20 protein-coding genes are annotated in these 25,773 nt (G+C 56.7%); 3 read left to right on the top strand and 17 right to left on the bottom strand.

Going from position 1 to position 25,773, the window contains the following annotated elements; all coding sequences use genetic code 11:
• Window positions 1–51 precede the first annotated feature (51 nt).
• From GYN01_RS02570 to GYN01_RS02535, 8 genes are all read right to left on the bottom strand, one after another.
• On the bottom strand, window positions 52–3,570 hold the full coding sequence (locus tag GYN01_RS02570; protein WP_203306549.1) for an Ig-like domain-containing protein: 3,519 nt from the start codon (window positions 3,568–3,570) through the stop codon (window positions 52–54).
• A 355-nt stretch (window positions 3,571–3,925) separates the two neighbouring features.
• The gene (locus GYN01_RS02565; protein WP_203306548.1) at window positions 3,926–7,891 is read right to left on the bottom strand and encodes an RCC1 domain-containing protein; all 3,966 of its coding nucleotides are present in this window, start codon (window positions 7,889–7,891) and stop codon (window positions 3,926–3,928) included.
• 156 nt (window positions 7,892–8,047) lie between these two features.
• The gene (locus GYN01_RS02560) at window positions 8,048–8,701 is read right to left on the bottom strand and encodes an HAD family hydrolase (protein ID WP_048398873.1); all 654 of its coding nucleotides are present in this window, start codon (window positions 8,699–8,701) and stop codon (window positions 8,048–8,050) included.
• A gap of 34 nt (window positions 8,702–8,735) precedes the next feature.
• Window positions 8,736–9,725 carry an ABC transporter ATP-binding protein gene (locus tag GYN01_RS02555; RefSeq protein ID WP_203306547.1) on the bottom strand — a complete coding sequence of 330 codons (990 nt, stop codon included), beginning with the start codon at window positions 9,723–9,725 and terminating at the stop codon, window positions 8,736–8,738.
• Complete coding sequence (locus tag GYN01_RS02550) at window positions 9,722–10,522, bottom strand: ABC transporter permease (RefSeq protein WP_048365250.1); 801 nt, start codon at window positions 10,520–10,522, stop codon at window positions 9,722–9,724. Before GYN01_RS02550 ends, GYN01_RS02555 begins: the two co-directional genes overlap by 4 nt.
• Complete coding sequence (locus tag GYN01_RS02545; RefSeq protein WP_048365251.1) at window positions 10,509–11,345, bottom strand: ABC transporter permease; 837 nt, start codon at window positions 11,343–11,345, stop codon at window positions 10,509–10,511. The genes GYN01_RS02550 and GYN01_RS02545 overlap by 14 nt, the downstream gene beginning before the upstream one ends.
• Entirely contained in the window at window positions 11,342–12,157 is an 816-nt protein-coding gene (locus GYN01_RS02540; RefSeq protein WP_048365252.1) for an alkaline phosphatase family protein, read from the bottom strand. The genes GYN01_RS02545 and GYN01_RS02540 overlap by 4 nt, the downstream gene beginning before the upstream one ends.
• A gap of 118 nt (window positions 12,158–12,275) precedes the next feature.
• Window positions 12,276–13,343 (bottom strand): ABC transporter substrate-binding protein, encoded by a 1,068-nt coding sequence (locus tag GYN01_RS02535; protein WP_203306546.1) that lies wholly within the window; start codon window positions 13,341–13,343, stop codon window positions 12,276–12,278.
• Window positions 13,344–13,686: 343 nt separating this feature from the next.
• Here GYN01_RS02535 and GYN01_RS02530 point away from each other — a divergent pair, with 343 nt between their 5' ends.
• On the top strand, window positions 13,687–14,406 hold the full coding sequence (locus tag GYN01_RS02530) for a UTRA domain-containing protein (RefSeq protein ID WP_048365254.1): 720 nt from the start codon (window positions 13,687–13,689) through the stop codon (window positions 14,404–14,406).
• A gap of 17 nt (window positions 14,407–14,423) precedes the next feature.
• Here the strand turns inward: GYN01_RS02530 and GYN01_RS02525 are convergent, their stop codons facing one another.
• The 7 genes from GYN01_RS02525 to minC all read right to left on the bottom strand — a co-directional run bounded on the left by GYN01_RS02525 (window position 14,424) and on the right by minC (window position 21,307).
• Window positions 14,424–16,583 (bottom strand): mechanosensitive ion channel family protein, encoded by a 2,160-nt coding sequence (locus tag GYN01_RS02525; RefSeq protein WP_048398882.1) that lies wholly within the window; start codon window positions 16,581–16,583, stop codon window positions 14,424–14,426.
• Window positions 16,584–16,702: 119 nt separating this feature from the next.
• A complete protein-coding gene (locus tag GYN01_RS02520; RefSeq protein WP_048365256.1) occupies window positions 16,703–16,885 on the bottom strand; it encodes a hypothetical protein in 183 nt (60 codons plus the stop codon).
• A gap of 135 nt (window positions 16,886–17,020) precedes the next feature.
• Window positions 17,021–18,310 carry a M18 family aminopeptidase gene (locus GYN01_RS02515; RefSeq protein WP_048365257.1) on the bottom strand — a complete coding sequence of 430 codons (1,290 nt, stop codon included), beginning with the start codon at window positions 18,308–18,310 and terminating at the stop codon, window positions 17,021–17,023.
• Between the two features lie 261 nt (window positions 18,311–18,571).
• Window positions 18,572–19,258: an RluA family pseudouridine synthase gene (locus GYN01_RS02510; RefSeq protein ID WP_125828512.1), complete on the bottom strand. Its 687-nt coding sequence runs from the start codon at window positions 19,256–19,258 to the stop codon at window positions 18,572–18,574.
• Between the two features lie 39 nt (window positions 19,259–19,297).
• Entirely contained in the window at window positions 19,298–19,552 is a 255-nt protein-coding gene (gene minE, locus GYN01_RS02505; RefSeq protein ID WP_048365259.1) for a cell division topological specificity factor MinE, read from the bottom strand.
• 3 nt (window positions 19,553–19,555) lie between these two features.
• The gene (gene minD / locus GYN01_RS02500; RefSeq protein WP_203306545.1) at window positions 19,556–20,368 is read right to left on the bottom strand and encodes a septum site-determining protein MinD; all 813 of its coding nucleotides are present in this window, start codon (window positions 20,366–20,368) and stop codon (window positions 19,556–19,558) included.
• A 201-nt stretch (window positions 20,369–20,569) separates the two neighbouring features.
• The gene (gene minC / locus GYN01_RS02495; protein ID WP_048365261.1) at window positions 20,570–21,307 is read right to left on the bottom strand and encodes a septum site-determining protein MinC; all 738 of its coding nucleotides are present in this window, start codon (window positions 21,305–21,307) and stop codon (window positions 20,570–20,572) included.
• A gap of 120 nt (window positions 21,308–21,427) precedes the next feature.
• Here minC and GYN01_RS02490 point away from each other — a divergent pair, with 120 nt between their 5' ends.
• Window positions 21,428–22,360 carry a lipid A biosynthesis lauroyl acyltransferase gene (locus GYN01_RS02490; RefSeq protein WP_048398889.1) on the top strand — a complete coding sequence of 311 codons (933 nt, stop codon included), beginning with the start codon at window positions 21,428–21,430 and terminating at the stop codon, window positions 22,358–22,360.
• Between the two features lie 27 nt (window positions 22,361–22,387).
• A complete protein-coding gene (locus GYN01_RS02485; RefSeq protein ID WP_048398891.1) occupies window positions 22,388–23,533 on the top strand; it encodes a patatin-like phospholipase family protein in 1,146 nt (381 codons plus the stop codon).
• A gap of 43 nt (window positions 23,534–23,576) precedes the next feature.
• Here GYN01_RS02485 and GYN01_RS02480 read toward each other — a convergent pair whose 3' ends face one another.
• Together GYN01_RS02480 and GYN01_RS02475 are read right to left on the bottom strand one after the other, a co-directional pair.
• The gene (locus tag GYN01_RS02480) at window positions 23,577–24,365 is read right to left on the bottom strand and encodes an MlaA family lipoprotein (RefSeq protein WP_048365264.1); all 789 of its coding nucleotides are present in this window, start codon (window positions 24,363–24,365) and stop codon (window positions 23,577–23,579) included.
• On the bottom strand, window positions 24,358–25,656 hold the full coding sequence (locus tag GYN01_RS02475) for a serine/threonine protein kinase (RefSeq protein ID WP_048365265.1): 1,299 nt from the start codon (window positions 25,654–25,656) through the stop codon (window positions 24,358–24,360). Before GYN01_RS02475 ends, GYN01_RS02480 begins: the two co-directional genes overlap by 8 nt.
• Window positions 25,657–25,773 lie beyond the last annotated feature (117 nt).

Here is a 25,773-nt window from a genome sequence, read left to right as displayed (position 1 = left end):
TCCGTGTTTAAAAAAACGCCTCGGATGAGGCGTTCATGGACGTTGTTTCCGTTACCTTTTTAGGTACAGTGCGTCCCACATAATAAAGTCAAAGAAAGGGAAGGAGGATCCGTTCAGTAGGTTGTACGCCCAATACTTCTTAGGGAAAAAGAACGCTTCATCTGATGTCCAGAGCGGCCCGCCAAAGGGGAAACTACTTCCCCCGAATGTCTGATAAATCCGTGACATGTCACCACGCGACGGTAGAAAGCCTCCTTTTGACTGTGCGAATCGGGTTAATGAGGGCTGTGATCCACTCCCTGCATACAGGATCTGGGTGACACCTGTAACGATCACGCGATAGGTCTGCCGCTGTCCCGCTCTGTCCTGCACAGTAATCGTGGATTGTCCGTTGCCGAATGCACGGACGTACCCGGATCTGGAATCGACTTTTGCAACGTCGGTATTGGACGAGTAATAGGTGTAGGCGGGAACGCCGCTGCTCGGGGTTCGCGTAAGTGAGTTCCCTGAGCCGTGCTGAGATTGAACTTGCCCTTGCGGGAAAATATAAATATGCCCGGATAAACGTGCGTCAGAGGTATCGATGACGAGTGGCGGTGTGGCTACCGTGATAGTAAAAACGCGTGCGGATGAAGTAAGGCCACTCCCGTACAGCGCTTTGGCTGTGATGCTATGAGATCCCGTAGCCAGCCCTGGCAGTGAATAGATCCAGTTTGCGTTTGAGTCTACGTTTGCCACTCCCTTGGACGTGCCGCCATCAAAGATCTCCACTTTCTCACTTGGCATTGCCGTGCCGGTTGCTGTGAAACTGGTAGACGTCGTTGCACCGCCGTTGGGGATTTCCGTTCCTCCCGAATCCTTGAGTGAGCTAATTAGCGGCACTATTTGAACGGTCACAGTGAAGGTCCACGGTGCCGAAGATAATCCATTGCCATACAACGCTTTAGCCGTGAGGCTGTGCACCGTCGAGGCCAATCCGCTGAGTGTGTAAGTCCAAATACCCGCGGCGTTAACGTTTACTTTGCCTTTGCTAGTGCTGCCATCGTAAATTTCGACGCTTTTATTGGCCTCTGCGCTGCCGCTTACTGTCACGCTGGTGTCGCTGGTGCTACCTCCATTGGCAATAGCGGCCCCGCGAGAATCCTTTACTGAAGAGATCTGCGGCACGACTTCGTCCGTGACGGTGAACGACCAGATGGGCGAAGTCGGCTGGTTATCGTAGAGGCCTTTGGCGGTGATAGTGTGCGCTGACAGGGTCAGTCCGCTCAGTGTGTACACCCATTCTCCGGCACTACTTACGAGGGCTTGGCCTAAAGATTTTATGCCATCGAAAATTTCAACTTTTTCACCCGCCAATGCGGTACCAGCCAGTTTTAGTTGAGTTTCAATCGTGACACCACCATCGGGGACCTCAATGTTTTTTGAATCCTTGAGTGAGGTAATGGCAGGAACAACCGGCTCCTCGATGGTCAGCGTCCAGGGGAGGGAGATCAATTGCGCGCCATACAACCCCTTTGCAGTAAAGCTGTGGCTGGCCACGCTTAGCTTGCCTGTTTCCAGGCCCCATTTGCCTGATGGACTAACGGCGGCTTCACCCAGGGAGTTGACTCCGTCGAATACTTCAACTTTGAATCTGGCGCGGCCTGTTCCAATCACTCTTAGGTGTGTATCGCGGGTGGTGCCACCATTGACGATATCTTTGCCGTTAGAGTCCTCGACCGAGGCAATGATCGGCGCTTTGTCTGCTTCCACTCTCAATGACAAAGTGGCGGAATAACGGTATTGCCCGTCTCTGGCTTGTAGCACGGTGTAACGCACCTTAGCACCTACATCTATGCTGGCTTCGATGTAGGAGTAGGGCACGTGAAAGCTGACAGGCTTGCCGGCTGACCCGATCGTGATGGGTAGCCAGTCGTTGACGGTCCCTTCTGGCGAAAAAGAGGTCCAATAGTAGGTCACTACATCGCCCGGCTCGGTGCCTAGGTAGTTGATCCGTACATCCGCACCGTTGGGCACCCACTCAGGCTCTAGTACATCATCTGGCGCCTGTTGAACTTTTGGGGCAGGCAATTCCTTACGTAATTCGCCCACATTTATCAGCAAGTGATCCGATTTGCTGGTACCGAATGTCTGCACGCGATCATCGTTGAACGCTGTGTAGGATAAATCCAGTCTTCCGTTCGCCAAACCTGCGAAGTGTTCAGGTTCCACATACAGGGTGATGACTTTGCCTGCCTCGTTACTGGTCACGGGATGCTGGATTTCATGAACATACGGGTTACCGCTGGCGGTGGTGCCCAGCCAGATGACATCGAGAGTGTCTCCCGCTTTGATCAATTGGGATGCTGGGATTTGCACCGTTGCCCAATTATTGGAGGGTTCCAGAGTGTCTCCGACGACTTCAAGAATAGAGGGCGCTGCCAACGGATTAGCCTCACCGATTACTTTTGCAAAGGCCCTTTTTGAGGAGACGGGCGGGTCGCCATTGCCTCGCATGACAATATAAGAGGCCACTGCGGACCCTTTGATAATGTCTTTGATTTTGGCGTTAGGCACGCTAGCTTCAATGATCGTAGGGATGTTGAAACCATCAAAGCGCTCTTCGTGAGGGACGATGGCACCATTCAAGGACGTCCCTAGCCAGTTCAAGATGATTGAATCGCCGGGGCCGAAATCACTGGTGCGAACAACGATTTGAACAATCACATCCGCACTACCCAGCTGTTCGAAATCAATGATACCGGCTGAGTTGACATTCTTGATGATGGGCGCATCAAGGAGCCAACCGCCGGCCTCGACTGTCACGCTGGTATTTTTTGACCAGTCCTCGGAGAAATTCCACACCTCGTCGAATACTTGATATTCCACGAGCAGTTTGTTGCTGTCGCCTGCGGAGAGAATCGTTTGTTGATCGACCAATACAGTGATTGGATCAGTACTGGAAGCCTCTGCCGGGGTGATAGGCCGGCGCAGAAAGACACTGCCCCACCTCAATTGCACCGTGTCGCGGCGGAACCTGCCCGGATAGTTCTCAATCACGACGGGCACACCCTTGCTGGCCCATTCGGCACTGACCCCGTTGTCGATGACGTCTTGGGGCAGACCCGGTTTCTTCAATTTTGAATGGCCGGGAAGATGTGGATCGCCATCCAGGCCGCCGGGCAAATCGAGCTTGACCAGTAAGGTGAGGGGGATGGAGTCTTCGGGAGGTGTGGTGGGGTTAACGCGGTTCAGCGTGTAATACACATCGTCTATCAGGCCGGGTACGATTTTGTCTTCTGGCAGATAGAGAAACAGTCGCGTATCAACTTCGGAGGCACTCACCCGCCGTGTGGCGATCTTGTTACCTGCGCCCCAGTAAATATCAATACTGTCGTTGGTGCTCATCATGTTGTAGGGGTCAATCGCGCAGAGCAGGCCGAACGAACTGCCATAAACCACACTGTGTCCTATCCCGCCATCAGCATCCACGACCGGTGTAGCCAAGCCTGAAATCAGGATCGGGCGTAACGTGAGTGTCGAGTTGTCTTGGTTTACAGGCGGAAACAGGCGAGTTGTAAATCGAGTCATTGTCTTATCCTCGAGGCGATGTTTTTTGTGTTGCGCACTGAAGTGGACTTAGGTTTGATCTAACGCCTGAGCCCTGTTGTCGTTGTTGTGCACCCGGCACAGAAGAAGGGGATTCCAATCATGGTTATGGCTTCCGCTGTAAACGAGAGGTACAGCAGTCGATCGTGATGCCACGGCTTGAACGCGTAATTGAAATATAAAGGAGGTTTCAATCACGCACGCAGGCGTGCACCGTTGACGTCTGCTGACGTGCGTATTTACGGAAAAATGGATCCAGGGCATCGCTGATCTCTGGCTTCTTTAACGAATCCGGCGGCCCGCAGGCGCGCCGGAATAATTGTTAAATGCAGGTTAATCAGTGGGGCAGAGGTTTGGGCGACGTGTGATTAAGCAACCAGCGGTTAGCCATCAGTCCACGGCCGCGTGTTGCGCTTGTGGCCTCGTGGGTGACTTGACCCTTGAGGAACTCCTGGGAAGAGCCGCTGTTGCCACCTCCAGTCGGATCCCCCCATGACACGACACGGCCGTCGGAGGTCAACGCTACGAAGGCATTGTTATTGGCGTAGATCGCCTGAACATCGGTCAGGTGTGAGGCTACAGGGGATACGTCCCCACCGGTAGACGCCAGCCCCCATGCCACCACTCTGCCGTTTTTACGCAAGGCCGCAAATGCGGTGCCATTACCGGCGACCTGTACGATATCGTCCAGCTGCGCGATGGATGATGGGACTATTCCGCCGGTATTGACATTCCCCCCCCAAGCCACAACATGACCGTTTTCCCTGATCGCTGCGAACGATTGCCAAGTACTCACGACAGACACGATATCGGTTAAAACTGCGATATCGCGGGGGATGCTTCCTCCGTTTGAGGGAACTCCCCATGCCACCACCGATTTAGTCTCAAGTAGCGCGGCAAAGGCATACATATTCCCGCTAGCGATGTAATCGACATTATCGAGGCTAGCAATGTTTGCCGGGACGGCACCACCATTACTGCTATTGCCCCAGGCTACGATGCGTTTGTTTTGACGTACGGCTGCAAACGCATAGTAATTGCCAACAACTTGCTTGATGTCCGTCAGTTGAGCGATATCAAATGGAACTTTACCTCCCGAGCCGGCATTGCCCCAGGCCACCACTGTGCCGTTGTTGCGCAGGCCGGTGAACGCGGTTGAGGAACCGTACAAATGACGAAAGTCGTTTAACCCCGCGAGTTCAGCGGGGACAGTGCCCCCATTCGACGCTGTGCCCCATGCCGCGATCCTGCCGTCGCTTTTAATCCCCGCAAAAGCAACCGTATTGGGGATGACCTCTACAAAGTCCGACAGCTCAAAATTAGAAGAGCCGCCCTCGCCGGCATTACCCCAGACCCCCAGACTTCCGTCTAGCCGGCGTGCTGCATAAGCACTGTGGGTGCAACTGACTTCAACGACATCGTCATAGGTGAGGATGGTCGACGGAATGTCGCCTCCACTGGGCGGGTTGCCCCAGCCAGTCATGGCGCCTTTGTTGAGATGACCGACGAAGGCTGAGTGAGTTGAGTTATAGCTCTCATGGCCGGAGCCGATAATGTTGGCCGGGTTTAAATTGACGACATCATCTGTGGTGCGTACTTGAAGGATTTTCCAGGGCGCAGTGTCACGCCACACGGAGGCAGCCACCCACGCTGTATCGCCCTGATACTGCCATTGAGCCGTAAGGGGCTGGTCAGTGTCGGCGTTAAACGCCATCAATATTTGCGACGAGCTATATGCCCGAGAGGTACTGCGGTTGTACCGCGCGCCCAGCACCTTGATCACACCTGAGCCGACCGCGCTCATGACGCTATATTCTGCGCTCGCCGAAGGATCCTGCGGCGTGCCGTCTGCACGCGCTACGTTATAGAACAGTTCAATATCGAATCCGTCATTGGCGATAACCGTCGCGTACTCGACCGTGATTTCCAGATCTTCACCATCTTGGCTCACGGTTTTATTTTTCGACACCGTGCCACTGCCAGGCTGGCCTTTCCATTCAAGCGTGACCTGATCGTTCTTTTTGAGGCCGGCCTTTTGAATCAAAACCGTAGCACCCTCGCGCACGTCACCAGGATTGAGAGTGTCCCCTTTAGCCTGCTTGATCTGCGGAGCCGGTAACTGGCTCTCAGCAAGGCTGACCACGAATTTCAAGGGAGCCGATGCTCTGTCGTTGGCCTCAGTGTCATACGGGTCCACGCGATAGGTCACGGTTACAGTCGTGTCTAGGAACTTGATGGCGTCGGCATAGGGGACATAGAAAAGCACGGGTTTATTGTCCATGCTCCCGGTAATGGACCGGTAATCAGTGTAGGGAGCGGCTCCATTGTCAGCCGTCCACGTCATAAATACCTGATCCCCCGGATTCATTTCGTTTTTAGGGTCGTCAGGAGAACTGATCCAAGGTTCTATCGTGACAGTGACTTCGCCTTTTTCACCGATCCCTTTCAGGTCCAGAACCCCGCCCTCGACTACCCCTTCTATAGAAGCAGGGGTAAGCAGTTCGTTTTGAGCTTCGCCCACACTGAGTGGCAAAATGTTTGATTGGCTGATGTCACCGTTGGCACGTTCAACCCAGTAAGACGCTTCTATCGTGCCGCCCAGATTGGGCGTGACGTGTTCTTTAGTTATCTGAAAAGGAATTTCGCGCGTAGCCGAACTGCTGTTGAGTTTGATCCAGTCTTGGGTCTTGCCGGTTTGAGAGCCCACCCAGTTGTAATACACAGTGTCGCCGGATTGTATGCCGTTATACATCGGCACAATCAGTGTGACGCCGCGCGGAAACAGCTCAGGATCGATGACGCCCTCCACCTTGTCGACAGAAGGCGCAGGCAACTCTGCCCGGGGTTCACCGACATTCAACCGGGCTGTATGCAGTGATTTACGTTCGGAACTGCTACCCATCAGTATGTAAAAAAGCTCTAGCGTTCCCCCCTCGATAAGCTTTAGGTGCTGCCCATCAATGTACATATTGATGGGTTGTTGGGCAGCCCACTCTGAACCGGTAATCAAGTGCGACCGCAGTTTTGGTAAATAGATGCTGCCGTCCGGCAGTGTGCCGAGCCATTGCAAGTCGATCGAATCACCAGCGTTCATGGAGGCGTCGAATGGAATTTCGATGGTGGTCTCGGTCAGCTCGGGGTCGAGCGCGCCCGCTGAGGCGTCGATAGCTGTTGGGGCTTTAAGCAGGTAAGGCTGTCCTATGACCATGACAAAAATGGCTTTGGACTTGCGTTTTCCGGAACCATTTCCTTTGGTCAGCTCGTAGGAAAACGCTACGGTAGTCTTGGCCAACTTACGCAGCAGGGGAACGGAGACGGGGACTTCATAAACCTTAGGGACTTTGTCAATGTACTGTGAGTAGGTTTCTATCACCGCAACCCCGTCGGTCGTGGTGCCCTTGAGTGTCAGTACAAAGCTGTCCCCAATAGCAAATGAAGGTGCAAAACAGACCACGGCCACGTTCGTGGTCTCGCCCTCAAGCAGGTCTAGATCCAGAGTGTTGCCATCCACCAGTGCATCAGGAATTGGGGCTTCCAGTCGATTGGCCTGGGTATCCACCACAATGCGTTGCTCTGCACTCCAGTCTTCAGATTGGTTGTCAACAAGGTCATAGACCTCGAAGGCCACCGGTAAATCATCCGAGTCCTCGGCAGCGAGGATCGTTTCGTAGTCGATGATTATTTCAATAGGGTTCTGGATCGGGTTTTCAGCTTGTGCTTTGCTCACCTCGTGCTTGATGTGCTGCGAGCCCCAGATCAAGTCGATAATGTCCAGCTCGGTAATGTGCAAATAAGGAAGGATGGTGACTTTGATACCCGCCATTGCCATCTCTTTATCGACGCCGTTCGCGATAACCTCATCGGGTAAGCGAAAGAGCAGTCCCGAATGGCCTGGGGTGTCACCGTTCTGATCCTGGCCGCCTGGCAGTGTCAATTTAATGTAGATGTCCACGGGGACCGAGGGTTCGGGCGTTGAGGCCCCTGTACGCAATACGTTATAACTGACGCTGTAAGAGCCTTCTTTTAAGCGTTCAGATGCAATAAAAGCCGTAACAATATGATTTTCTTCACCGATATTGATGCTTTTACTGGCCACAATAACCGGACCACTGTTATCCGTCAGGATGAGATTCAGCCTGTCTCCAGGTGCCATATTGGTCCACGGATTAATTCGAACTTGCAGACCTCTGTCCGGGAAGTTCTTTTGCGCGGCAGCAAGATTGATACCCAGCTCACCGCTTGCTAAAGCACCGGTTGCGCCAGGGATATCGACTGGTTGAAGGGTGGTCAGTGGCGTATGCATTGAGACGGCTCCATATTGTCGTGATGACTGGAGTCATTTCATACTCAATGCCAAGGCTGCGCTACTGTCAGAAATGACAGGAAGGTCTTCATTGCAATGACTAAAAAGGCCTGTTCGGGGAGAGCTGATCTGGCCTTGGTGAAGAGTGGGAAGTGGTTATATCCAATCATGAATCGGCCATCCGGCCTCTCGCGCGTGTTCCCGTAACACCGGATCAGGATTCACAACATGCGGATGATCGACTTTCTTCAATAGCGGCAAATCATTGCGCGAATCGGAATAAAAACTCGCGCCTTCCAGGTTTTCCTCCTCGGCGTCCAACCACTCCAGCAAACGCGTGATTTTCCCCTCGCGGTAAGTCAGGGTGCCAACGGTGTGACCGGTATACACCCCATGCTTGACCTCAAGTTCGATACCCAGCACTTCATCGATACCCAGACGCTCAGCAATCGGATTCACCAAGTGCGTACCTGATGCCGAGATCACCAGAATCCGGTCACCGGCTTTGCGATGCTCGGCGATGGTTTTGCAGGCATCGCTGAAAATGATCGGCTCGATATAGTCCTCTACCCACGGCTCGACTAAATGTGCGACCTCCTCAGGTGTACGGCCGATCAACGGCTCCAGGCTGAAGGCCATGAAGTCTTCCATCGCCAGTTCACCCCGGCTGTACGCTGCCATCAATTCGTTATTGCGCGCCATGAAGGATGTGGGATCGACCCAGCCCAGACGGCCCATTTGCTCGCTCCACAGGGTGGCGCAGTCGCCATGAATCAGGGTTTCGTCCAGATCAAAAATTGCCAAGGCCATCAGCGCAGCTCTCTTTTCAGTGAATTCAAGAACATCAGGCTACCTCACACAGGGTGCCTGCATCGATGGACAGTGCCACGCGTTGGCCGTCGGGGTACAGATCGGTCGGTGAGCGGTTGAGCACATCGACAATCAACGCCACGCCGCGTACCTCGACGCGATAGCGAATCACATTGCCCAGTAGGCTGTGACTGCGGATCAGCGCATTGGGTTCACCGTGCAGGCTTAAGCCCAACGTTTCCGGGCGAATCGCGATACGGCTGCTGACCGGGCGCTGCAACAGACGGCTGGCCGCCTCGGGGTCGAGCAGGTTGTAATTGCCGATGAAGCCTGCCGCAAACGCATCCACGGGTGCGGCATACAAGGTTTGTGCATTACCGCTTTGTACGATACGTCCCTGATTCATCAGGAAGATACGGTCACTCATGGTCAGCGCTTCTTCCTGGTCATGGGTGACAAAGATCGTAGTCAGGTTAAGTTCACGCTGAATTTGCCGGATTTGCTCGCGCAAGTGCTTGCGAATACGTGCATCCAGCGCAGACAACGGCTCATCGAGCAGCAACAGGCGCGGGCGGGTGACCAGCGACCGGGCCAGGGCCACACGCTGGCATTGCCCGCCAGACAACTGATGCGGGTAGCGCTTGGCAAAGTCGTTGAGTTCGACCAGTTGCAGGGCCTCGGCCACGCGCTTGTGGCTGTCAGTGGCATTGACCTTTTGCATGCGCAAGCCGAAGGCGACGTTTTGTTCGGCGGTCATGTTGGGGAACAGCGCATAGCTCTGGAACACCATGCCGATGCCGCGCTTTTGCGGACTCAGCGGCACGATGTCTTCGCCATCGAGCAGGATCCTGCCATCATCCACCGGCGTCAGCCCCGCGATACAGCGCAACAGGGTGGACTTGCCGCAACCCGAAGGGCCGAGCAGGGTGACGAACTCGCCCTGGGCGATGCTGCAATTGATGTCGCTGAACACCGGGGTGGAGGCGTAGCTCTTTTGCAGGTGTTCGACGCTGACGAAGCTCATGGGTTTTTGTCCTTGTTCAGAAAGGTGGCAACCCAGGTCAACACCCATACAAAGAGGAAGTAGGAGATCACCAGCGCGCTGGTGAAATGCCCGCTGCTGTTGCGCATATTGTTCAGAAACACCTGCAAGGTTTCGTAGCGGGTGCCGACCAAAATATTGGCGAATACAAACTCGCCGAACAGGAAAGAGAACGACAGCAGCAGTGCCACCAGCAAGCCTTTGCGCAGGTTGGGCAGCACCACCAGAAAAGCGGCTTGCCACGTATTGGCACCCAGCAGTTGCGCGGCGTCCATCAGGTCTCGCAGGTTGATCGCTTGCAGGTTGTTGGTGATGGCGCGGTACATGAACGGCAACGCCACCGTGAAGTAACAGCCGATCAAAATCCACGGAGTACCGACCATTTGCAGCGGGCCGGAGCCATACAGTTGCAGTAACCCCACGGATGACACCACCGGCGGCACAGCGAAGGGCAGCAGGATCAGGATATTCATCAGCGCATCGAGTTTGGGGAAGTGGTAATGCACGACAAACAGCAGCGGCAAAATCAGCACCACCGACAGCACCAGTGCGGCCACACACACCAGTAATGACTGACCGAAGGCGGTCAAAAAGCGCGGGTCACCCCACAATTGGCTGTACCACTTGAAGGTGACACCGCTGGGTAAAATGGTCGCCGACCAACTGCTGGCAATGGAGTAAACCAGCGTGCCGAGCAGCGGCAGCAGCAGGATGAGAAACAACAGCCACACCACACAGCGGTGGTAGACACTGCCCGACGCAGATTCAACGCGCAACATGGTAGCTCCTCTTTAGCAGCCACTGGTGCACCAGCGTGACCAAGGTCATGAGCCCAACCAGAATTACCGCCAGAGCGCTGGCCATGTTGGGGTCCAGGCTGATGTCGCCCGACACCATTGCGGCTATTCGAATGGGCAGCACGTTGAAGTTGCCCGTGGTCAGTGCGTACACCGTGGCGTAGGCGCCCAGCGCATTGGCCAGCAAAATCACGAAGGTGCCGAGCAGGGCGGGGGTCAGCACAGGCAGCCCGATGAAGCGCCAAAACTGCCAACTGTTGGCGCCCAGCAATGAGGCTGACTCGCGCCAGTCTTCACGCAGCGAGTCGAAGGCGGGATACAGCAGCAACACCCCCAGCGGAATCTGAAAGTAGGTGTACAAAATGATCAGCCCGGTTTTCGAGTAAAGGTTGAAATCCTCGATGATGCCCGCCTGTTTGAGCATGATCGTGATGCTGCCGTTAAACCCCAGCAGGATGATGAACGCAAACGCCAGTGGCACTCCGGAGAAGTTGCTGGTCATGTTGGCGAAGGCGTTAACGAAATTGCGCAGGCGCGAATCCACTTTGCGCAATGAATAGCTGCCGAGCACGGCAATCACAATGCCAAACACACTGGACCAAAAACTGATCTCCAGACTGTGCTGGATCGCCTGCAAGTAAAACCTGGAGCTGAAAATCTTGCTGAAATTGGCCAGGCCCCAGCCGCTGTCTTCCGATTGCACGCTGTGGATCAACACCCACACCAGCGGCGCGATCTGGAACACGATAAAAAACACCGCGAAGGGCACCAGACACAACAGCGCGAGCCATTTACCTCGGCTCATACGGCGGGCCTCAACAGGTCGCGGCACAGTGGTTTGTCATGGGCAACGCCCAGCAGTTCGCACACGGTGCCGCACAGTTCGGTTTGTTTGGGCTCAACATCCGGGTTAAAACTGAACGCATCGCCCAGAACAAACAGCGGCACCTGGCGTTCTTCGTCCAACAAGCCATTGTGCGAGCGATCGTTGTTCATGCCGTGGTCGGCGGTGACCAACACCTGGTAACCCGCCTCCAGCCAACCTTGCAGGTAATCGGCCAACATGATGTCGGCCGAGCGCGCACTGTTGCGGTATTGCGCAGAATCGAGCCCATGTTTGTGACCGGCATCGTCGATGTTCATCGGGTGCACCAGTAAAAAATTGGGAGCGTGCTGCGTACGCAGGTGTTCAGCATCCGCGAACAGGTGCGAGTCGGGGTAGTGGTCGCTCCAGTAAAAATGCCCGTATTGAATCGCCAAGTCGGGCGCCTGAGTGTGACGATCACGCGTGATGACAAATGGCGAGCGGTTATACAGCTCGCTCACCCAGTGATAGGCCGCGGCGGCGGTGCTCAGTCCGCCTTCACGCGCGTAATGGAACACGCTGCGTTGGTTGGACAGGCGCGAAACAGCGTTGTGCACGATGCCGCTCTCGATGGGCGGCACGCCCGTGAGGATGCACTCATAGAGCGGGCGCGATAGCGCAGGTAACTCGCACGTGAGCGTGTACAAGGCGGCGCGCTCGGCCCCTACATACGCCTGCAGATGGCCCATGGCATGGCGGGCGACCTCGTAATTCAAACCGTCGAGGATCACCAGAATCACGTTGTGTTTCATGTACGACTCCGCAAACAGGGGGACAGGTGCTTCCCGGCCACGTAGGCGCTGGCGAAGGCGGCGATCTTTTGCTCAATAAAAAGATCGCCGCCTCCGTGCCTCGGCAGCTTCTACGGGGTTATTGCATGTTGATGATGACTTCTTCTTGCCACAGCTGCGGCAGAGCCTTGGAGGTTTTCTCCCAGGCAGCGGTATCTTTGATCGGCGTTACGTTCTTGTACTGCTCGTTTGGCAGCAGTTGTTTTTGCACGTCTTCGGGCAGCTTGAGGTGTTCAGCGCGAATCGGCCGCGCATTGCCTCGCGCCAGGTTGGTCTGGCCCGCATCACTGAAGATGAACTCGCGGGTCAGCTTGGCCGCATTCGGGTGCTTGGCGTATTTATTGATGAGGGTGGTGTAACCCGAAATCACCGAGCCATCGGAGGGGATCAGCACCACGTAATCATCGGGGTTAGCCATTTTTGCCTTGTAGCTCAAGCCGTTGAAATCCCAGACCACGCCCACTTCCACTTCACCTTTTTCCATCGTGGCGATGGTCGGATTGGCCAGTGACAAGCGACCTTGTTTGGCGATGTCGGCAAACATCAACAACGCGGGCTGGATGTTTTTCTCATCACCTTTATTGGCGATCGCGGCAGCCAATACGCCGTTGGTGGCTTGCGCCGCTGTGCTGACATCCCCGATGGACACTTTGTACTTGCCGGTTTTGAGGTCGGACCACGTGGTCGGCACTTCGGAGCCGTGCAAGAGTTTCTTGTTGACGATGAACGCAATGGTGCCGGTGTAGGCCAATGCCCAGTTGCCGTCTTTGTCTTTCGCCCAATCCGGGATTTGCTCCCACGTTGTCGGTTTGTACGGCTGGGTGACGCCTTTGGCCACGGCGATCGGGCCAAAGGCTGCACCCACGTCCCCGATATCAGCACTGGCGTTGTCTTTTTCGGCCGCGAACTTAGCCACTTCCTGTGCCGAACTCATGTCTGTGTCGATGTGTTTGAGGCCGTAAAGCTTATTCAGGTCTGCCCACGTGCCTTTCCAGTTGGCCCAGTCATCGGGCATGCCCACGCTGTTGACAGTGCCTTCGGCACGGGCTGCTGCTTCGAGGGTTTTCAAGTCGACGTCAGCGGCCATGGCCGTGGTGCACAGGGCAATGCTTGAACCTAACAGTGATGCCAGAAAAAACTGTTTCATCCGTAGCTCCTGGGGCGTTTTCAACGCTGGGTTTTATGGGTGTTTGCAGTAGGTTGGTCTAGGTCAGCAATACCCGAGCCAATTTAAGGGGCACGTATGACACTTTAATGTCGGCACCCGCCAGGCACGGCCCCGTTGAAGTTTGAGCACTCGTTGCCGGTAAGCGTAGACCATGCCAAAGCCCCGGAGTCAGGGCGTTTGGCGGGATTGATCGGGGCATGATGGCGGGGTTTGTCATCGAACAGTCATGTGATCTGCCTAGGCTTGGCAGTCTCACGGCGCGGCTATTGAACACCGCGCTGGCCCGTGTTTCTTGCTGGACTAGTCCAGATAGGTAACGTTGATGCAAACAGGTGCACCCAAAGCGGTGACAGCGATCAGCCGCGCGCTGCAAGAACAAATTGAATGTGGCCTGTTGGCCTGCGGCAGTCAGTTGCCGGCCGAGCGCAAACTCAGCGAACTGTTCTCCACGACCCGCGTGACGCTGCGCGAGGCGTTGTTGCAGTTAGAAGCGCAAGGGTTGGTGTATCGCGAGGAGCGCCGAGGCTGGTTTATATCGCCGCCTCGCCTGGCCTACAACTTGATGCAGCGCAGTCACTTTCACGCGATGGTCAGCGCTCAAGGCCGGGTGGCCACCACGCAGGTGCTTTCGGCGCGCCTGCAACCTGCGTCAGCCGCGGTGTGTGAGCGCTTGAAGTTGCCCGCACTGTCGAGCGTGATTCAGATCTGTCGCGGGCGGTGCATCGATGGGCGACGGGTGTTGTATGTCGAGCACTACCTGAACCCGCAATATTTCCCACAGATTCTTGAGTTCGACCTCACGCAGTCAATCACCGAGCTGTATGCCCGGCACTACGATTTGCACTATGGGCGGGTACAGTTTGAAATCGTGCCCACGGCATTGCCTGTGCAAGCGGCGGCCACCTTGAAGGTGTCAACGGGCAGCCCCGGCCTGCGCATAGCGCGGGTTAACTACGATCAGCACGAGCGGCTGATTGATTGCGACCTGGAGTATTGGCGACATGACGCGATCCACGTCGGGGTCGACGTACTGGCGCAATAATCTGATCGGCGTAGGCTTTAATCCTTTTGCAAAATGCCACTCCCCGCGGTGACGACTTGCACGCTCAAGCGCGGGGTTGCCAAGTCCAATCCCGCCTCATCCAGATGCCGTTTGAGCGACAGGTTAAACGCGCGGGACACTTCCCATTGCTTGATCGGCGCGGTCTTGAAGCGAGCACGCAAAATCGCGCTGCCGGACTCGAAGCTTTCCACGCCCTGAATCTCCAGGGGCGACCAAATGTTGCGACGCTGAAGCGGATCGGTGCGCATTTTTTGCCCGACGTCACGCATCAGTTTGATCGCATCGTCGATTTCCATGTTGTACGGGATCGCCACGCGAAAGATCGCGTAGCCGAACTCGCGGGAATAGTTCTTGATGCTTTTGATTTCGCTGAACGGGATGGTGTGCACAATGCCGTCGATATCGCGCAGACGCACGGTGCGAATCGTCAGCCCTTCAACGGTGCCGAGGTGGCCGCCGACGTCCACGTAATCGTCGATTGCCAGCGAGTCTTCAATGATGATGAACAGGCCGGTAATCAAGTCCGCAACCAGCGATTGCGCACCGAAACCAATGGCCAGACCGATCACACCGGCACCGGCCAGCAGCGGCGTTACGTTCATGCCCATGTTGGCCAGGGCGACGATCAGGGCAATGATAAAAATGGCCGCGAACAGCACGTTGCGAATCAGCGGCATCATGGTTTGTGCGCGTGCATTCGCCAGCCCTTTGCGCGAGCGGGTCAGGGCGTGGTGAATGGCGGTGTCGGCAAGAATCCAGATCAGCCAGGCAAATAACAGCGTGCCGCCCAGGCCAAACAGTTTGACGGTGATTTCATGGCCATCACCTTCGGTGAAGCGGATCAGCGACAAGCCCCACACCCGCAGCCCCAATTCAATGAACACCAGCCACACCACCAGATGCGCCAGAGTGTAGACAAAGTTCTTGAGGCGCTCCGAATACAGCGCGTGACGTTTGTGCCCGCGTTGAGGCTTGTGCGCATGTCGGCGCACCAGCCCGTTGATCACCATGCACAGCACTACCAGCACGGTGCAGATCAGCGATTGGCGCAAGGCGGTGCTGGTGTCGCCAGCAGAAATGAAGGTGGCGGCCAACGAAATGCCCACCAGAATCAGTGCTGCGATCCACCAGTAAGTACCGAGTAACTCGATGGTGTCGCTCAAGGCGCGGCGGGTCAGGCGTCGCGATAACGGCTGGTTACGGATCAGGTGCGCAATCGGTCGACGGAAGCGGATGATAAACAGCCCGGTGGACAGCGCCGCCATCACATTGGCGAACGTCGCGGCGGTATGGGCCAAATGCACGCCCAGCGTGGCCACCAGTCGCGGGTCGCTGAGGGCTTCGCCGAACGCTGCAAAACTGCCGATCCACCACAACGGGCGGAAAGCCTGATGACGCAGAATGTGCAGCGCGCGATGACGGTGCGGGCCATCGAGCAGCGAGAACGCGATCACACAAATCGCTGAGAAGCAGGTGCCAATAACCAGCGCGTAGGCCAGCACCATCGCCAGATCTTTGCCTAGCGAGGACGGCAGCGAGTAACTCATGTACACGGTGATCATCAAGGCCACCAGCCACGGCCCCAGTTTGCGCAAGGCAAAGCGCAGCATGTCCACCGCCTTGGGGTGCTGCGGAAGCTCTTCACTCAAGCCAAAACGCAAGCGCACCCGATGGCTGACCCAAATCAGCAGGGCGGCCAGCAGGCTCCACAGCATGATGATCAGGGCAAAGGCAAAGATGATCGGCAGCCATTGACTGGCGGGCAGCATCAGGGCTTTGAGTTCGTCCTGAGCTTGTTCAATTTCCCGTGCCCAACGATAAGACGGGCTGTCAGTGCCGGTGAATTGTTTTTCAAGATCACCCAGCGTGCTGCCAATCAACCCGAGCACTCCCAGCTCGGCCTCGGGTTGGGCTTTTTTGGTGGCATCGCGCAGTTTTTTCAGGTCGGCCAGCAGTTTGCTGCGTTGCTGGTCGCTCTCAAGGTTTTTGATCACCTCGTCCAGCGATTGACCCAGCGGCTCGGCGGGTTGGGCCTGGGACTTATCCGAACTGCCCAGCAAACCGGGCAAGCCAACGGCCTGGGCTGAGGCCAGGGGGAGCAGCGTCAGCACGCAAGCGAGCAGGAAATAGGGCAGGGCGAGCAGACGAAGAAACACGGGGCGATCAACCTCAAGGGAAGCGGGTTGAGCGAGTGTACGCTAGGGCCCGCGATGATTCATTTCTTGTCACGCCTGAAATCAATCATCGCTGGATTTTACGAAAAGAAACGAAACGTTTATGAGTTCAGCTTGGCAAGTATCTTGAACACGATGGTGCCGAAAATCAGCAGCATGCCGCACCAGATCATCAGGACGCCGATGCCGCTGGTTCGCTCGCGCAGGGTGAAACCGATGGTCAGCAGCAGCATGCCGCACACAATGGGAATCATCATGGAGTGGAACGCAGACATCTCAATCATTGTTATGGACCTGAAGGAATGAATGCGCTCAAGTCTAGGCGTCTTTACAAAATTTTGCGGTGACGTGTATCAAATTTGAGCCTTTCGCCTGGAGCACCGCTGCGGTGCTCCAGAGCATGCGCAGTGAAATGCTTTTTAAGGCAGTTGCTGGCTGGCGTAGAACGCACTTAACACTTTGACCAGATGCGCCAGGTCATGGCTGCCCGCCAGTTCGCGAATGGAGTGCATGGCAAACGTCGGCAGGCCGATATCCACCGTGCGCACACCCAAGTGGCTGGCGGTAATCGGGCCGATGGTGGATCCACATCCCATGTCGCTGCGCACCACAAAGCTTTGCACGGGCACTTCTTCGGCCATGCACAAGTGACGGAAGAAACCGGCTGTTTCGCTGTTGGTGGCGTAACGCTGGTTGCTGTTGACCTTGATCACCGGGCCTGCGTTGAGCTTTGGGCCGTGGTTGGCGTCGTGCTTGTCGGCGTAGTTGGGGTGTACGCCGTGAGCGTTGTCAGCCGACACCAGCAGCGATTTTTGAATGGTGCGTACGAACTCATCACCTTCAGGCAGCAGGCGTTGCAGGATTTGCTCCAGCATCGGGCCGTCGGCGCCGCAGGCTGAGCAGGAGCCGACTTCTTCGTGGTCGTTGGCCACAAACAGGCACGTTTCATCGGTCTCGGTGTTGAGCAGCGCTTGCAAACCGGCGTAGCACGACAGCAAGTTGTCCAGACGTGCCCCGGCAATGAAGTCGCTGTTCAGACCAATCACCGCGGCACTTTGGGTGTCGTAGAAGCTCAGCTCGAAATCGAGCACCACGTCGGCATTCAGGCCGTGCTCGCGCGCCAGTTGGTCGGTCAGCAAGGCGCGGAAGTCTACCCGCTCATCGCCCGCCACCTGCGCCAGAATCGGTGGCAGCTCGGTTTGCGGGTTGATCGCCCAGCCTTCGTTGGCGGCGCGATTAAGGTGAATCGCCAGGTTGGGAATGGTGGCGATAGGCGTTCTGAAGTCAATCAGTTGGCTTTCGACCATGCCGTCGCGGCGGAAGGTGACACGCCCGGCCAGCGACAGGTCGCGGTCAAACCAGGGGGCGAGCAACGCGCCGCCATACACCTCAACGCCCAATTGCCAAAAGCCCTGACGTTGCAGTTCGGGCTGGGGCTTGACTCGCAGGCAGGGGCTGTCTGTGTGTGCGCCGACCATGCGAATACCACCGTGCAAAGGTGAGTGGCGGCCCAGTTTGAAGGCAACGATAGAGGAGTCGTTGCGAGTGACGTAATAGCGCCCGTTGGCTTCAGTGAACCAGGTTTCGCGTTCGTCGAGGCGCTGATAACCGGCGGCCTCCAGACGCTGAACCAGACTGGCGGTGGCATGAAAGGGGGTAGGGGAGGCCTTGAGAAAGTCGATCAGGCCTTGGTTCAACTCTTCGCGCATAAGTTACTCCAGACAGCAAGGCCGCGAGTTTAGCGCATTGGTCGCAAGAATTGACCTCAAATGAACGTGAGACCTCTAGTCGCTGCCCAGGTACGCAGGCTGCGATCGGGCGCGAAGCGGCCGTAAATCCAAATCACTGCGGTACAGCTGACACACCGGATTTAACGGTTTTACGACGGCTTTGGCGCCGATTACAGCCTCGTATGACTCGTCAGTGCCTACAGGTCTTATCCGTCCACGCGTTTACAGGCAGGGCCCTGTTTAAAACGGAGCGGGGCACTCGAAGCGCAAGCGTTCACCGGTTTGCGGGTGGGTGAAACTCAGCATGCTGGCGTGCAGGCACAGGCGCGGGTAAGCCGCGAGCGCTTGCTCATGGGCATACAGACCGTCACCCAACAGCGGATGGCCGATAGACAGCATGTGGACGCGCAGTTGGTGCGAGCGCCCGGTAATGGGCGTCAGTTCAACCCGGCAATAATCCCCGCAGCGCTCCAGCACTTTCCAGAACGTCAGTGCATTTTTGCCGAACTCGTGATCCACCACATGCCGGGGCTTGGTCGGCGGGTCGTAGCGCAGTGGCAAATCAATGCTGCCGCTGTCCAGCTCTGGCTGGCCCCATGCCAAGGCGGTGTAGGCTTTTTCGGTTTCGCGGTCATGAAATTGGCGAGACAGTTCGCGGTGGGTGTCGGCATCACGCGCCAGCAAAATGATCCCGGAGGTTTCCCAGTCCAGCCGATGCACGATCCGCGCTTCGGGGTAGCCGTTTTCTTGCAGGCGGGTGATCAGGCAATCCTTGTTGTCATCTGCACGGCCGGGCACGGACAGCAGCAACGTCGGTTTGTTGACCACAAGAACACCAGCGTCCTCGTGGATGATATGGATGTTCGACAACGGCATTAAAACAGCCTCATGAGAAACGCCAACGGCGACGTGGGAGCCTTCTTGCAAGAGAAGGCGCCCAGGTCGCCGTGGTGTCAGCCGGATTGATTAACGATCTGGCAGGGTGATATTGAGTTCCAGGATCGAGCAGCTGCCTTCGTTTTCAAGGGCAATTTGAACTTGATCAGACTCGATGTTGACGTACTTGCGGATCACTTCGACCAGTTCTTTTTGCAGAGCTGGCAGGTAATCCGGCGTACTGCGCTGGCCGCGTTCATGCGCCACGATGATCTGTAGACGCTCTTTCGCCACCGACGCCGTGGTGGGTGATTTCCTTGTACGAAAGAAGTCAAAAATATTCATTGCTTAGTTGCCTCCAAACAGGCGCTCGAAGAATCCCTTCTTCTGTGCATCGAGGAAACGATGCTCAACGGTTTTGCCCAGCAAGCGATCAACCGCATCGCTGTAGGCCTGACCGGCGTCGCTTTGATCATCAAGGATCACGGGCACGCCCTGGTTGGAAGCCTTGAGCACGGCCTGAGATTCCGGAATCACGCCCAGCAGGGCCACGGCCAGAATCTCTTTGACGTCTTCAACACCCAGCATCTCGCCTTTGCTCACGCGCTCAGGGTTGTAGCGGGTCAGCAGCAGGTGTTCTTTGATCGGGTCTTCACCCCGCTCGGCGCGACGCGACTTGCTCGCCAGCAGGCCCAGCATCCGGTCGGAGTCACGTACCGAGGACACTTCCGGGTTGGTCACGACAATCGCTTCATCGGCGAAGTACATGGCCAGGTGAGCACCGGTTTCGATGCCGGCCGGGGAGTCGCAGACCACGAAGTCGAAGGTTTCTTTAAGTTCCATCAGAACTTTTTCGACGCCTTCTTTGGTCAGCGCGTCTTTGTCACGGGTCTGGCTGGCGGCCAGCACGTACAGGTTTTCCAGGCGCTTGTCTTTGATCAGTGCCTGTTGCAGGTTGGCTTCGCCATTGACCACGTTAACGAAGTCATACACCACGCGGCGCTCGCAGCCCATGATCAAGTCCAGGTTACGCAGGCCAACGTCGAAGTCGACGATGACTGTTTTGTGACCGCGCAGTGCGAGGCCGGTACCGATAGCGGCGCTGGTGGTGGTCTTACCCACACCACCCTTGCCGGATGTAACCACGAGAATCTTGGCCAAGGTGTTTCACCCCTAAGGAAAAAGGACTTTTTAGCCCCTGAATAACATCTCTATTAACGACGGCAGGTGAACAGGCCTGGCGGGTTGTCGTTCGGGCTAACACTGACGTGCAGTCAATACCGCCTGATTACGTACTTCCTACAAGATTTAAACTGTTTTCTCTGCGCTTTTGAGACGGTTGGAAAATGGCGAGAGTATCCGTTAAAGACGGGTGATGTTCAACATGTCACTTGACAGACTGATTTGAACCCCTGCGCCCCACAGCGGGTCGCGGCGCAGGTCTTCGGATACGTTGTACTTGCCGGCAATCGACACCAGCTCGGCGCTCAGCTGCTGACAGAAAATCCGCGCCTTGGTGTTGCCTTTATGTCCGGCCAGTGCGCGACCGCGCATAGGCCCGTACACATGGATGTTGCCATCGGCCATAAGTTCCGCACCGGGGCTGACAGCCGCCATCACAACAAGGTCGCCGCCTTCGGCGTACACCGTCTGGCCACCGCGTACCGGGGTGGTAATGATTTTGGTCGGCTTGATCACGGGCTCGGGCGGTTTTTCGGGCTTTTTCTTGACCTGGGCTTCAACCGGTTCAATCGGCCGTTCACGTGCACCGGAGGGCGGCAGCACTGGCAAGTCGATAGCGATGGCAGCGGCAATGTCTTCAATGCGGCTGGCACGGATCGCCAGTGTGCGCAGGCCATGTTGGCGGCACACGCGCATCAGGCCGGGCAAATCAATGGCGCCTTCGCCTGCGGGCATTTTGTCCAGAGCCAGCACGAGCGGTGTGTTGCTGAAAAAATTGGGTGCTTGAGCCACCTTGGCGGCCAATTGGCGATCAAGGGCTTCAAGGTTGTTTTTGGCCAGTTCCAGCACCGTGATGGCGAGCATACTGCCCTTAAGCTGGAACACGGGGGCTTGGTCTAGCGATTCGGTTTGGCTCATGGTCGGCTTAATGCGGCTTGTCACTTAAAGTGCTGAGACTTATAACGAGAACGCCCGCCAGCCGCAAGCGGGGTCTAACGATGTAGAATGCCCGGCCCTTGTGTCTGTCCGGAATCATTAATGGATCGCCCGCGTTTTCGTGCCACTTTTTTTCACCCGCGTTTTTGGCTGCTTTGGCTCGGCCTGGGCGTGCTCTGGCTGGTGGTTCAACTGCCCTACCGGTTGCAACTGTGTATCGGTCGCGCGCTGGGTGCGCTCATGTACCGTGTGGCCGGTGACCGTCGACGTATTGCCGCGCGTAACCTCGAACTGTGTTTTCCCGACAAGTGCGCGGCCGAGCGCAAACAACTGTTGAAAGAAAACTTCGCCTCCACCGGCATCGCCTTTTTTGAAATGGCCATGAGCTGGTGGTGGTCCAAACCGCGTTTGGCCAAGCTCGCCCATGTAGAAGGGCTGGAGCACCTCAAGCAGGCGCAACTGGAAGGCCGGGGCGTGATCTTGATGGCGTTCCACTTCACCACGCTGGAAATCGGCGCCGCCTTGCTCGGCCAGAAGCACACCATCGACGGGATGTACCGCGAGCATGGCAACCCGCTGTTCGACTTTATTCAGCGTCGCGGCCGTGAGCGGCACAATCTGGATTCATTGGCCGTGGAGCGCGACGACGTGCGCGGCATGCTCAAATTGCTGCGCTCCGGGCGGGCGATCTGGTACGCACCCGACCAGGACTACGGCGCCAAGCAAAGTATTTTCGTGCCGCTGTTCGGTATTCAGGCAGCGACTGTCACGGCGACCAGCAAGTTTGCCAAGTTGGGCAAAGCGCTGGTTGTGCCCTTTACTCAACAACGACTGGCGGATGGCAGTGGTTACAGGTTGGTGATTCATCCGCCGATGAAGGATTTCCCTGGAGAAAGCGATGAGGCGGACTGCTTGCGCATCAATCAGTGGGTCGAGCGGGCTATCCGCGAGTGCCCCGAGCAGTACTTGTGGGCGCATCGTCGGTTCAAAACACGTCCACCGGGCGAGCCAAAGTTGTACGACAAACGCCGCTGAGGGTAATCGACTCTTCGGAGTGCTGCGTTGAGTGCCACACAGGCAGTCACAGGTCTGATTCTTTCCGGGGGTGGTGCGCGTGCGGCCTACCAGGTGGGCGTGCTGGCCGCGATTGCCGAGTTGCTGCCTGAGGGCGCGCCCAATCCATTTCCGGTGATTGTCGGCACCTCCGCCGGTGCTATCAATGCGGTCAGCCTGGCCAGCGGTGCAATGAACTTTACCCGTGCGGTGGAGCATTTGACCGCGTTCTGGCAGGCGTTTGAAAGCCGTCGCGTGCTGCGCAGCGACTGGCCGGGGGTGATGCGCCAGGCCAGCCGTTTTGTGGGTCATAGCCTGCTGGGGCTTGGCTCACATGTACCGGTGGCGCTGCTCAACAGTTCACCGTTGCGCGAGTTGCTCAGCGACAAAATCAACTTTTCGGGCATCAATCAAGCGATTGAGGCGCAGCAACTGCGTGCGGTTGCGGTCACCGCGTTCGGCTACTCATCGGGCCAGGCGGTGACGTTCTACGAGGGTAAGGGCGCGATCGACGGCTGGTTACGCCACCGCAGGATCGGAATGCCGACGCCCTTGACGATTGAGCATTTACTGGCCAGTTCAGCCATCCCCTTGTTGTTTGCCCCGGTCAAAATTGGCGAAGAGTATTTCGGTGATGGCGCGGTCCGTCAGTCCGCCCCCATCAGTCCTGCGCTGCATCTTGGCGCCAACCGCGTGTTGGTGGTCGGGGTCAGTGGCAACCCGCGCGGGCCAGATGCGCAAGACAGCCCGCTACGTCAGTTCAGTGCGCAGCAACCGACGTTGGCACAGATTGGCGGTCACCTGCTCAACAGCACGTTTATCGACAGCCTTGAGAGTGATATCGAACTGCTGGAGCGCTTGAATCATTACAGTCGCGTGCTGCCTCGGCAAACCGACAACCTGGGTTTGTCGCCGGTGGAGGTACTGGTGATTGCGCCGAGCCAGCCCATTGACGAAATTGCTGCGCGTCACCGGCATGAGTTGCCTGCGGCGCTACGCCTGTTTTTGCGTGGGCCGGGAGCGACTAAAACCAGTGGCGCGGGGGTGTTAAGTTATTTGTTGTTCGAAGCGGGATATTGCCGCGAGTTGATCGCGCTGGGGCGCATGGATGCTTTGGCCAAACGCAAACAGCTGTGCACGTTTCTGCGGATTTAGCCGTCGGGCTGCGCGCAGGCAGCGCAGCCCGGAGGGGGGAGGTTTACTCGGCGATTTGCAGTTTTCGCGCTTCTGTATAGATGTAGCGCAGCTTGTCGTATTCAAACGGCGAGTCGAACTGGCCATAACGGAAGCTGGTGTTGTAGCGCTTGTCGACTGCGCCCAGCACCCAGATTTCCGGGTGGCGGGTGCTTTCGTGGGGCACGTTGAGGAAGTTGATTTCCTGGTTCGCGCCGTAGTCGACCACCAGGCCGGTGGTGTCGCGCAGGTTGGATGGCCCCAGAATCGGCAGCATCAAGTACGCGCCGCCGGGCACGCCATAGAAGCCCAGGGTTTGCCCGAAGTCTTCGCTCTGGCGTGGCAGCCCCATGGCTGTGGCCGGGTCCCACAAACCGGCTACGCCCAGTGTGGTGTTCAGCAGCAGGCGCCCGGTGGTTTCCAGTGAACGATGGCCCTTGAGTTGCAGCAGGCTATTGAACAGGTTGGGTACATCACCCAGGTTGTTGAAAAAGTTGCTGACGCCGGTGCGCAGGAAGCTGGGGGTCACGTAGCGGTAGCCGTTGACCACCGGCAGGAACACCCACTGATCGAACCGGTAGTTGAAGTGGTAGATGCGGCGGTTGACCGACTCCAGCGGGTCGTAAACGCTCAAGGCGTTCATGGTGGCGCGTTCGAACTCACGCTGATCCAGTCCCGGGTTGAATTTGAGCAGCTTCAATGGCTCAGTGAAGCCATCGGTATCTACTGTGCGTTCGGTCTGTGCTTTGCTGTTGTCCGCTTGGGCGACGCCGGCGCTCAGTAAAGCGGCAGCCAGTAATAGATGTTTAGCCACGGAAGAACTCCAGCATAGCGTCAGCGTTGACACGGTAGTTGAGGTTGCCGCAATGGCCACCATACGGGTACACCGTCAGGCGATTGCCGAACGTTTCACGCAAAAAGCCCAAATCGCCAGGGCCGAGGATGATGTCGTCGGCATTGTGCATGACCGCGATCTTCGGGCTGTTTTTCAGGTAGTCCTTGAGGGCGTACAGGCTGACCTGATCGATCAGTTGCAACAGGCTGCCGCCATCGGTGCGGGCGCGCCACATCGGGATGACTTGCTCGGTCAGGTAACAGTCAAAGTCGCACTGCAACGAGCGCTTGAGGAAAGGCGTCAGGCTGGTGCCTTCGGTGATCGGGTAGTTGGGCGGGGTAATCAGGCCGCGGCGGTTGATCAAGTCCGAGGTAAACACGATGTCGGCCGACGAGAAACGGAACATAGTGCCGATCAGCATCGCCATTTGTTCGTTGGTCAGTCGTTCTTTGGAGTTCTGGATGTCGTACACCAGCGCTGCGTTGAGGTCGACATAGCCTTTTTGCTTGAAGTACTCGGTCAGTTTGTTCAACACCAGCTCGTAGAACGTGGTGCTGTTGTTGATGCCTTTAACTTCTGTTTGCACCAGTTTGTCGAGGTTGCTGATGGAGGTGTACAGGTTGACTGGCGGGTTGAGCATCAGCACTTTTTTGAAGTTGAAGCTTTTACGGGTTTCATCCAAGTGGCTGACAAAGGCGGCATTCAGCGCGCCAAGGCTATACCCGCTGAGGTAATAGTCGGTGACGGGCACGTCGGCCTGTTGCGCGCGAATGGCCTGCATCACGCGATACAAATCTTCGGCGTCGTATTGGCTGATGCCGGGGGTGGCATAGCGTGAGGCTGCGCTCATAAAGTCATAGCTGGTGGGCGATGACAGTTGCACAACGTGATAACCGGCCTGGTAAAACAGCTTTTTCAGGAATTCGTTGAGGCTGCTGTCGTAGGGCGCACCGGTGCCTGCAATCAAGAACATCAGCGGGGCGGGATGATCTTGTTTGGCCATACGGTAGGTGAGTTTTTTAACCGCCCAAAAGTTGGCCGGCAGCGTGAACTCCCGTTCAGGGCGCATCGTCAGGCTGTAGTCCGATTGACGGATGTCATCTTCGCTCGGCAGATAGGGGCGCATCTGCGGTGGAGTCGTCGCGATAGTGGCTTCAAATGGATTGGTAATCGGGTAGCCATACGTGGCGGGGTCGACATCGACCGCCTGCGCGGACGCACTCAGTAAAAGGCCGCCCAAGAGGGCGGCGAGGGGCAGAGAACGAAGCATGAAGACTATCCCAAGAGAAGGTGCGGAGAAGATTCGCAGGCTATGACCACAGGGCTGACGTCGAAGTGCCGTGGTGCACCCCTAAATAAATTCCCAAGTTGTCGCAGGCAGGCAATT

Origin of the sequence: Pseudomonas weihenstephanensis (genome assembly GCF_016812185.1) — a bacterium.
In the GTDB taxonomy this organism is placed as follows: Bacteria; Pseudomonadota; Gammaproteobacteria; order Pseudomonadales; family Pseudomonadaceae; genus Aquipseudomonas; species Aquipseudomonas weihenstephanensis.
Note: the sequence above shows the minus strand (reverse complement) of the source record. Positions and strands in the feature narration are given on the sequence as shown.

Bases quoted from the DNA above. Each gene is read 5' to 3' on its own strand.
- GYN01_RS02475 (WP_048365265.1), bottom strand. From the start codon at position 25,656: ATGCTTCGTTCTCTGCCCCTCGCCGCCCTCTTGGGCGGCCTTTTACTG.
- GYN01_RS02555 (WP_203306547.1), bottom strand. From the start codon at position 9,725: ATGAGCTTCGTCAGCGTCGAACACCTGCAAAAGAGCTACGCCTCCACC.
- minE (WP_048365259.1), bottom strand. From the start codon at position 19,552: ATGAATATTTTTGACTTCTTTCGTACAAGGAAATCACCCACCACGGCG.
- GYN01_RS02545 (WP_048365251.1), bottom strand. From the start codon at position 11,345: ATGAGCCGAGGTAAATGGCTCGCGCTGTTGTGTCTGGTGCCCTTCGCG.
- GYN01_RS02520 (WP_048365256.1), bottom strand. From the start codon at position 16,885: ATGATTGAGATGTCTGCGTTCCACTCCATGATGATTCCCATTGTGTGC.
- GYN01_RS02530 (WP_048365254.1), top strand. From the start codon at position 13,687: ATGCAAACAGGTGCACCCAAAGCGGTGACAGCGATCAGCCGCGCGCTG.
- GYN01_RS02565 (WP_203306548.1), bottom strand. From the start codon at position 7,891: ATGCATACGCCACTGACCACCCTTCAACCAGTCGATATCCCTGGCGCA.
- GYN01_RS02490 (WP_048398889.1), top strand. From the start codon at position 21,428: ATGGATCGCCCGCGTTTTCGTGCCACTTTTTTTCACCCGCGTTTTTGG.
- minC (WP_048365261.1), bottom strand. From the start codon at position 21,307: ATGAGCCAAACCGAATCGCTAGACCAAGCCCCCGTGTTCCAGCTTAAG.
- GYN01_RS02515 (WP_048365257.1), bottom strand. From the start codon at position 18,310: ATGCGCGAAGAGTTGAACCAAGGCCTGATCGACTTTCTCAAGGCCTCC.
- GYN01_RS02540 (WP_048365252.1), bottom strand. From the start codon at position 12,157: ATGAAACACAACGTGATTCTGGTGATCCTCGACGGTTTGAATTACGAG.
- GYN01_RS02560 (WP_048398873.1), bottom strand. From the start codon at position 8,701: ATGGCCTTGGCAATTTTTGATCTGGACGAAACCCTGATTCATGGCGAC.
- GYN01_RS02550 (WP_048365250.1), bottom strand. From the start codon at position 10,522: ATGTTGCGCGTTGAATCTGCGTCGGGCAGTGTCTACCACCGCTGTGTG.
- GYN01_RS02570 (WP_203306549.1), bottom strand. From the start codon at position 3,570: ATGACTCGATTTACAACTCGCCTGTTTCCGCCTGTAAACCAAGACAAC.
- GYN01_RS02535 (WP_203306546.1), bottom strand. From the start codon at position 13,343: ATGAAACAGTTTTTTCTGGCATCACTGTTAGGTTCAAGCATTGCCCTG.